Genomic DNA, 1,850 nt, shown 5'->3' on the forward strand with positions numbered 1-1,850 from the left:
GCGCGGGGCGCCGCGGGGGGGGGGGGGCCCGCTCCGCGGGGGCCGGGGGGGGGGCCCCCCCCCCCCCCCCCCCCACTGCGTCGCGGACCCGCCGAAGCTAGATCGGCAGGTTGCCGTGCTTGCGGCTCGGCTGCGCGGCGTTCTTGGCGTGCAGCATGGCGAGGGTGGCGATCAGCCGGGAGCGGGTCTCGGCCGGGTCGATGACGTCGTCCACCAGACCGCGCTCGGCCGCGTAGTACGGGTGCATCAGCTCCGACTGGTACTCCTTGATCCGCTGCGCCCGGGTCGCCTCGGGGTCGGCGGAGTCGGCGATCTCCCGGCGGAAGATCACGTTCGCGGCGCCCTCCGCGCCCATGACCGCGATCTCGTTCGACGGCCAGGCCAGCGCCACGTCCGCGCCGATCGAGCTGGAGTCCATGACGATGTACGCGCCGCCGTACGCCTTGCGCAGGACCAGGCTGATCCGCGGCACCGTGGCGTTGCAGTACGCGTACAGGAGCTTCGCGCCGTGCCGGATGATCCCCTGGTGCTCCTGGTCCACGCCCGGCAGGAACCCGGGCACGTCGATCAGGGTGACCAGCGGGATCGAGAACGCGTCGCAGAACTGCACGAACCGCGCGGCCTTCTCCGACGCGCCGATGTCCAGCACGCCCGCCAGGTACGAGGGCTGGTTCGCCACCACGCCCACCAGCCGGCCGCCGAGGCGGGCCAGCGCGCAGACCATGTTCTGCGCCCACTGGCCGTGGACCTCGAAGTAGTCGCCGTGGTCGACGATCTCCTCGATGACCTCGCGGACGTCGTAGCCCTGGGTGGGGCGCGCCGGCACCAGGTCGAGCAGCTTGTCGTTGCGGCGGTCCGCCGGGTCCTCCAGGTCGCCGGCCGGGGCCAGTTCGCGGTTGTTGGACGGCAGCAGGGACAGCAGGTGGCGGACGTCCTCCAGGCAGCTGCGCTCGTCGTCGTAGACGAACGAGGCGACGCCGGACACCGCCGCGTGGCTGTCGGCGCCGCCCAGGTGCTCCATGGTCACGGCCTCGCCGGTGACGGCCTGGACGACGTCCGGCCCGGTGATGAACATCTGCGAGGTGCCGCGCACCATGAACACGAAGTCCGTCAGGGCCGGGGAGTACGCGGCGCCGCCGGCGCACGGGCCCAGGATCACCGAGATCTGCGGGATCACCCCGGAGTTGCGCACGTTGCGCCGGAAGATGCCGCCGTATCCGGCGAGGGCGGTCACGCCCTCCTGGATGCGGGCGCCGGCGCCGTCGCACAGGCCCACGATCGGGGCGCCGGCGGCCTCGGCGAGGTCCATCAGCTTGTGGATCTTCGCTGCGTGGGCCTCGCCGAGTGCGCCGCCGAAGATCCGGAAGTCGTGCGCGTAGGTGAAGACGGTGCGGCCGTGGACGGTGCCCCAGCCCGTCACCACACCGTCGGTGTAGGGCTTCTTGTCCTCCAGGCCGAAGCCCGTCGCACGGTGCCTGCGCAGTCCTTCGACCTCGCAGAAGGAGCCCTCGTCGAAGAGCACTTCGATGCGCTCGCGAGCGGTCAGCTTGCCCTTGGCGTGCTGCGCGGCCGTCGCCCGCTCGCTCGGTCCGGCCACGGCCAGGGCCCGTATCGCCGCAAGTTCCGTGGCGCGCTCTCGCAGACTCTCCAACTGACTCTCCTTGCCCCTCGCTCCGGTGGCCTGATTCCGACGTTCCAGCATCGAGCCGGGCTCTCAAGCCCTGCTCGAACGCCGGTGTCCGCCGTGAGCGGCCGTCAGTAGCGGTAGTGGTCGGGCTTGTACGGGCCCTCGACCTTGACGCCGATGTACTCGGCCTGCTCCGGCCGCAGGGTGGTGAGGCGCACGCCCA

At 72.0% G+C, this 1,850-nt stretch carries 2 protein-coding genes; both read right to left on the reverse strand.

Going from position 1 to position 1,850, the window contains the following annotated elements; genetic code table 11:
- Positions 1-97: 97 nt before the first annotated feature.
- Complete coding sequence (locus ACFWP3_RS41940) at positions 98-1,702, reverse strand: acyl-CoA carboxylase subunit beta (protein WP_384232215.1); 1,605 nt, start codon at positions 1,700-1,702, stop codon at positions 98-100.
- Positions 1,703-1,755: 53 nt separating this feature from the next.
- Positions 1,756-1,850: adenosylhomocysteinase (locus tag ACFWP3_RS41945; protein WP_384232180.1), on the reverse strand; the 95-nt coding region annotated here is incomplete at its 5' end.

The organism is Streptomyces sp. NPDC058525 (assembly GCF_042719495.1).
Classification (GTDB): domain Bacteria; phylum Actinomycetota; class Actinomycetes; order Streptomycetales; family Streptomycetaceae; genus Streptomyces.

Excerpts from the sequence above, each read along its gene's own strand:
- ACFWP3_RS41940 (WP_384232215.1), bottom strand. The coding sequence starts at position 1,702 with ATGCTGGAACGTCGGAATCAGGCCACCGGAGCGAGGGGCAAGGAGAGT.